Here is a 7,226-nt window from a genome sequence, read left to right on the forward strand (position 1 = left end):
TATGCAAAATTTAGCTTTGATTTCTCTTTTTAGTCCTTTTTTAGCTTTTTTGTTTGCAAGTTGTTTTGCTTTGAGTGAGAAAAAACAATTTGTAGGGATAATTTGTTCGCTTTTAGTAGCTTTAAGTGCTTTTTGTTCTTTGTATTTGCTTTTTTGCAATGAAGCTTTTAATGTGAGTTTGTTTGAATGGTTTGCTGGAGTAAATTTTGGCTTTGATATAGATGCTATTTCGCTTACTATGATGAGTGTTGTAGGTATTGTAGCTACTTGTGTCCATTTTTATAGTATTTTTTATATGGCTCATGATGAAGGTTTTAATAAATTTTTTGCTTATTTGGGGCTTTTTGTCTTTTCTATGCTTTTTTTAGTTATGAGTGATAATTTCTTAGGACTTTTCGTAGGTTGGGAAGGCGTTGGGCTTTGCTCTTGGTTGCTTATAGGTTTTTGGTATAAAAACGATACTTATTCTTTTGCGGCTAATGAGGCTTTTATTATGAATCGTATTGCGGATTTGGGTATGCTTTTAGGAATTTTTTGGCTTTATTTACAAGCAGGAACTTTAAAATATGATGAAGTTTTTTCCATGGCACAAAGCCTAGATCACAATGCTTTGATCTTAATCGCAACTTGTTTATTTATAGGAGCTATGGGAAAATCTGCACAATTTCCTTTTCACACTTGGCTTGCTGATGCTATGGCAGGGCCAACTCCTGTTTCTGCATTAATCCATGCAGCAACCATGGTAACAGCGGGGGTTTATTTGGTAATTCGTGCAAGCACCCTTTATGATTTAGTTCCTGAGGTTTCTTATATTATTGCCTTACTTGGAGCTTTTGTAGCGATTTTTGCAGCCTCTATGGCTTTGGTGGCTAGGGATTTAAAACGCATTATTGCTTATTCTACCTTATCGCAACTTGGATATATGTTTGTGGCTGCAGGACTTGGGGCTTATGGTATAGCTTTATTTCACTTAGCTACACATGCTTTTTTTAAATCTTTACTTTTCTTAGGTGCTGGAAATGTAATGCATGCAATGAATGATAAATTAGACATTAAAAAAATGGGTGGACTTTTTAAACCTTTAAAATTTACCGCTATTTTGATGTGTATAGGATCTTTAGCTTTAGCAGGAATTTATCCTTTTGCAGGATTTTTCTCTAAAGATTTGATTTTAGGATATTCTTTCATTTCTTTTCACCATGGTATTTTTTTAGTGCTTTTAATCGCAGCTTTTTTAACAGCATTTTATAGCTTTAGACTTTTAATGTTGGTATTTTTTACCCCTGCAAGACATGATGAACATCCACATGAAGCAAGTAAAATCGCACTTTTGGCTATGAGTCCTTTGATGGTTTTAGCTATTGTTGCAGGATTTTTTGAACATAGTTTTTTTGAATATTTAAGCACAAAATTAGTTTTTATTGATGCACAAAATCAAATTGTAATGATTTGTGCGAGTGTAGCAGCTATTTTGGGTGTAATTTTGGCTATTTTTGCTTATAAAAATTCTTGGTTTAAAGAAAGTATTGAAGAAAATAAAATTCACAAACTTTTAGGTAATGATTATTTTATTCCTCAATTCTATCATCAATTTATCGTTTCAAAATATGAAAGTTTATGTGCGATTTTAAAACATTGTGATCTTTATATTTTTGATAGAATAGTTGAAAAAATTGCTTTGTATTCTCAAAATATTTCACAAAAAATGATTATGCCAAACAGTTTAAACTTAATGCTTAGATTTTTGGTGGCAGCTTTTGTGATTTTGTTGATTTTGGTATGGATGGTGTAAAATGCTAAATTATTTGATATTTTTTCCTTTAATTTCTGCTTTTGTGGTTTTACTTTTAAATCGTGGAGGCGTTAAGGTTTTTAGCGTTGTTGTAAGTTTTATGATTTTGGCTTTAAATTTGGATATTTTTGCGGATTTTTTACAAGGGGTAAGCTTTGATTATAATCTCTCTTTTAAAATTTTGAAATTTTTTAGCTTTCATGTAGGAGTAGACAGTATCGCACTTATATTGATGCTTTTAAGTTCTTTGATGATATTTTTAAGCTTTTTATTTTTGAAACTAGAACAAAAAGCGCTTGTATCTTGTATATTCTTTTTAGAATTTGCTATTATGGGACTTTTTAGTGCAAAAGATGGTTTGTTGTTTTATGTTTTTTGGGAATTTTCTCTTTTGCCTTTGCTTTATATTATGGGAGTTTATGGTAAAGATTTTAGAGCAGGAGTGAAATTTTTTATCTATGCTTTTGCGGGTTCAATTTTAATGCTTGTAGCATTGATTTATCAAGCTTATTTAAATTATCAGCTTTTAAATATCTTCACTTTTGACTTGGAAATTTGGAAAAATAATGCCTCAGCAGTAAATTTTACAGAGCAACTTTTACTTTTTGGAGCATTTTTTATCGCTTTTGCTATCAAAGCTCCTTTATTTCCACTTCATACTTGGGCACCTAAGGTTTATGCAAATTCGCCTGTACTTGTTTCTGTAATGCTTGTAGTTTTTAAAATGGCTCCTTTTGGATTTTTACTTTTTTGTTTACCACTTTTTCCAGATGCGAGTGTGTATTTTATGCCTTTAATTGTAGCTTTATGTATAGTAAGTATCGTTTATAATGCTTTAATTGCTTATAGGGCAGAAAATATTAAAGAATTGATCGCTTATAGTTCTATTTCACATCTTGGTGTGATGATTTTGGGAATTTTTTCTTTAAATGCTTTGGGTATTAGTGGTGCGGTTTTTTATATGTTTGCACACGGTATTGTAACGGGAGCTTTATTTTTAATGGTTGAACTTTTATACCAAAGATATCATACTTATGATATTTCTTTTTACCATTCTTTGGCCAAAAAAGCACCTTTATTTTCAATTTTCTTTATGTTAATTTTACTCGCAAGTGTTTCTTTGCCTTTAACTGTTTCTTTTGTGGGAGAGTTTTTAATTCTTTTAGGTATAGCAAAGATTAATTTATTTTACGCTTTGTTGGCAGGTTTGGTGATTATTTTAGGAGCGATTTATATGTTCGCAGTATTTAGAAAAATATTTTTCATGCAAAAACAAAGCTTTATAGAGAATTTTTCTTTACGCCTTAGAGAAATAGTAGCTCTTGTGTGTATTGTAGTAATGATTTTTGGACTAGGGCTTATGCCAAATATACTTTTAAAGCCGATACAAAAAGATGTGGATAATCTTATAAAAACAATGAATATTAGAGCTGTTGAGCAAAATACTTTAGATTTTTTATCTAAAATAGGAGAGGCAAATGTTAAATAATTTTTTAAATTTAGAACTTTTAAATATAAGCTTATCTTATCCATTTTTATTTTTAATTACAACTGCAATAGTTCTTTTGCTTTGCTCTGGTTTTTGGAAATTTCATCGATCGTTTTATATCGGCATAAGTTCTTTGTCTTTGATTGTAAGTGCTTTTTTGATTTTAAATAATGCAAATGCTCAAGGTTTAGAAGCAAAAGCTTTTTTGGCTACTTTAAATAATGATATTGTTTCATTTTATGCTTCTTTGGTGATTTTGTGTTTTTCATTTTTATATCTTTTAATGCAAAAAGAAGAAAATCAAGGTGAATTTTATGCTTTATTTTTATTTATGATTGCATCTTTGCTTTTGATGGTTTCAAGCTCAAATTTAGTACTTATTTTTATAGGACTTGAAAGTTCTTCTTTAGCGCTTTATACTTTAATAGCAATGCGTGGAAGTGATAATGCTATTTCAAGTGCGATAAAATACTTTAGTATAGCGGCTGTAGGAGCTGGATTTTTTGTTATGGCTGTAGCTTTTATTTATTTAAAAACAGGAACTTTAGATTTATCTGCTAATTTAGCGTTAAAAAATGAGTTTCAAAAAGATCCCATGCTTTTGGGTGCTGGAGTGATGATTTTTGTTCTTTGTGCAATCAAGCTTTCTTTGGCACCTTTTCATTTTTGGCTTAAAGATGTGTATTATGCAGCACATACAAATTTGGTTGCTTTTATTTCAGTTGTGCCAAAAGTTGCCATGTTGGTTGTGGTTATTCGTTTGTTTGATTTTTTAAATAATACAGGTTTTGAATATATCATAATAGTTCTAGCGATTTTTTCTATGCTTATAGGCGCTTTTGCGGCTTTAAGTCAAAACAATATCAAAAAAATGTTTGCTTATAGTTCTGTAGTGCATTCTTCTTTGGTTTTGATAGCTTGCATTCCTTTATTAAAAGAACAAAATTTTGATGGAATTTTGCTTGCTATTTTTGGATATTGGACTTTATTTGCTTTTGCAAATTATGCTGTATTTATGATTTTAAGTAATTATGAGAATAATTCTTATGAGAGTTTAAATGGGCTTTTGGTTAAAAAACCTTTAATTGCTTTTTGTTTAAGCATTAGTGTGCTTTCTTTAGCAGGTATTCCGCCTTTTGGAGTATTTTGGGGTAAATTTATGATTTTAAATACAGTAATTTTAAATGGATATTGGTATTTGGCGCTTTTTGTGGCTTTATCTTCTGTTATTATGCTTTATGCGTATTTAAAGATTTTAATTCATGTTTTATTTATGAAAAATGATAGGGTTTATAATATTAAGTTTAGTTTTATACAAAATTTTATTTTAGCTTTTTGTGTTTGTGTAAGCATTTTTGCTATATTGTTAATGTTATAAGAGTTTTGCTATAATTATTTTATGAGAATATTATTTTTAATTTTATTAAGTTTTTTAAATGCTTTTGCTTTTGAGCTTGTTTTAAACACGGGTCGCGAAAATAATCAAGCTTTTGCAGTTTTACATGCGAGTAATGATTTAGAATTTACATGTCAAAAATTTATTACCGAAGCAAAAGTTCATTTTGAATGTGATATTGCAGGTATGGTTGATAATAAATTAAAAGATCAGAGTTTTTCTGCTTTTGATTTAAAATTTATACAAGAAGCTCAAAAAATTAAAATGATCATTTTGCCAAAAATACAAGCAAGAATGTTTGACACTTCTCAAAATATTTATATAGATAAAGAACTCAGTTCATCAAGTTCGCATAAAAGTAAGGCTTTTACTTTTATTTTTACACCAGAACTAGCACCTATTAAAGACTATGATGGACTCGATTTTAATATCAATTTTCCACATGAGAGTTTGCCTTATGTTGGAGCTTTGGATTTAAATTCTGATCCTGTTGTTATTCCTCAAAGTGCAGATATCAATACTTATTTACGCATCAAAAAAGAATACGATAAGGCTAATTACAATCAAGTGGTGATTGATGCACAAAATGCTATCAATAGATATCGTGGCAGTATTTTTACTAGTGAATTTATACTTTATAAATTAAGAGCTCAAAATAAACTTTACACTCAAGATCCAAGCATGCGTGATCAACAAATTTTAGAAAAGATGATTGATGATGCTAAAAATTGGACGCGTACTTTTACAAGTGATAAAAATTTTTCAGAAGTTTTACATATAATGTTAAGAACTTATATCGCTTTAGCTCAGCGTGCTGATGTAGAGTATACAATGTCGATTTTGGATAATGAACAACCTAATAATTATTTTACTCAGTTATCAAAACTTGATTATGCAGACTATATTTATAATTTAAATGAAAAAGAAAAAGCTGTAAATATTTATGAAAATACTTATTTTAATACAAAAAATTTAGATTTAGCTGCAAGAGCAGCTATGAGTTTGGCAAAGAATTTGCTTTCAAATGAGCAAGTAAATAAAGCTATAGAATATATTAATACCATTTTAAAAGCCAATCCTGAATATTTTGGAAAAGATATTCCAAGATCTTTAGAACTTGCTAAATTATTTAATCAAAAGGGACAATTTGATATAAGTGCAAGTATTTATGAAGATGCCTTTGCTAAAATGTCCAAACTTGATCCAAGTTATGAAGAAACTTTAAAAGATTTAGCCTTGGTTTTATCACATGCTAACAGATCTAGTGATGCTAAAAAATACCTTGATTTGTATATGGATGATTATTTAGATGGTAAGTATTTAGATGAAATTAAAAAAGCAAGTGATGAGGTATTCTTTGCTTTAGGTGATAATAATGCAAGCTTTTTGCATCAGCGTTATACAGATTTAATGAAGCAATATGCAAATAAAGATGAGAATATTGCAAATAAAGCTTTAGATGAAGATGTTGCACTTTATTATAAAGAGGGAAATTTTAGTGCTATTTTAGCTTATAAAGATCTTATAGAAAGTAAAAAAATTCCAAATGCTACTCAATTTTTAGAGAAAGCAGCCATTAATGATTTAAAAAATGCCATAAAAGCTGATAATTGTATCAATGCTGCAAATATTTTTATGCGTTTTAGTGCTTATGATATAGGTCAGAAAATTGAGAATAAAAAACAAATGTTAGCTTGTCTTATCAGAACTTCTAATGTTGAACAAGCACTTGATTATATAGATAAAAATTATAATGAAGATTCTATATTTTATGGTCTTCAAAAAGCATCTATTCTTTTTGACAATAAACAATATCCTCAGGTGATTAAAATTTCTAAAGACATAGCTAATTCTAGAATTTTAAAAAGTGATGATGAGAATTTTAAGGCTTATTATTTGCAATTTTTATCTTTATTGCGTTTAAATGACTATAATCAAGCCATTAAAATTTTGCAAATTTTAGAAAGTTTTCCAATGAATTTTAGTATGGTGGAAGCTTATGATGCTTTACTTTCTTACGCTAATGATCATAATATGCAAACAACTATTTTAACTTACGCACCTAAGGCCATTGACTATCAAAATTTTAAAGGTATAAATCTTTTTAGTCCTAATTTAGAATTTATATATCTTGATGCTTTGACTAAAATCAATAAAAATGAAGAAAGTTTAGCTGTTTTAACAGATTTACTTAAATTAAAACTTTCAGATGAAGATAGAGCAAGAGCTTTATATATCCAAGCCTTAACTTATGAAAGAATGCAAAATATACAAGCTGAAAAAGAAAGTTTAAAACAATGTCTTGAAATCAAAAGTGCTTCAAATTGGCAGAATTTATGTAAGAGTAAAAATCAAATTTTAAATCAATAAGTAAATTTAGAGATAACTAGCTTTTTGGCTAGTTATCTAAGGTTAAAACCTCTTCTTCTTAACATCTTCTAAGATATTATTAGCTATATCACTTACTGTACTAGAAATAATAGCTGATTCATTAGCAATTTCAACATTATCTTTAGTAGTTTGATCAATTTGAGCTACGCTATCATTGA

General features: G+C 28.8%; 4 protein-coding genes and 1 pseudogene. 4 read left to right on the plus strand and 1 reads right to left on the minus strand.

Annotated elements, in window-relative coordinates; translation table 11 throughout:
* Position 1 precedes the first annotated feature (1 nt).
* Genes nuoL through SR62_RS01980 form a run of 4 tightly spaced genes read left to right on the plus strand, consistent with a single transcriptional unit; the run spans position 2 to position 7,047 of the window.
* The gene (gene nuoL, locus SR62_RS01965; protein WP_002892165.1) at positions 2-1,792 is read left to right on the plus strand and encodes an NADH-quinone oxidoreductase subunit L; all 1,791 of its coding nucleotides are present in this window, start codon (positions 2-4) and stop codon (positions 1,790-1,792) included.
* 1 nt (position 1,793) lies between these two features.
* A complete protein-coding gene (locus SR62_RS01970) occupies positions 1,794-3,281 on the plus strand; it encodes an NADH-quinone oxidoreductase subunit M (protein WP_002892163.1) in 1,488 nt (495 codons plus the stop codon).
* The gene (locus SR62_RS01975; protein ID WP_002867596.1) at positions 3,271-4,659 is read left to right on the plus strand and encodes an NADH-quinone oxidoreductase subunit N; all 1,389 of its coding nucleotides are present in this window, start codon (positions 3,271-3,273) and stop codon (positions 4,657-4,659) included. Before SR62_RS01970 ends, SR62_RS01975 begins: the two co-directional genes overlap by 11 nt.
* Positions 4,660-4,680: 21 nt before the next feature.
* Positions 4,681-7,047, plus strand: coding sequence for a paralyzed flagella protein PflA (locus SR62_RS01980; RefSeq protein ID WP_002867597.1), 2,367 nt, complete (start codon positions 4,681-4,683; stop codon positions 7,045-7,047).
* 42 nt (positions 7,048-7,089) lie between these two features.
* Here the strand turns inward: SR62_RS01980 and SR62_RS01985 are convergent.
* Positions 7,090-7,226, minus strand: a pseudogene (locus SR62_RS01985) (methyl-accepting chemotaxis protein); the annotation flags it as partial.

It is taken from the genome of Campylobacter sp. 2014D-0258, from assembly GCF_008000495.1.
Classification (GTDB): domain Bacteria; phylum Campylobacterota; class Campylobacteria; order Campylobacterales; family Campylobacteraceae; genus Campylobacter_D; species Campylobacter_D jejuni.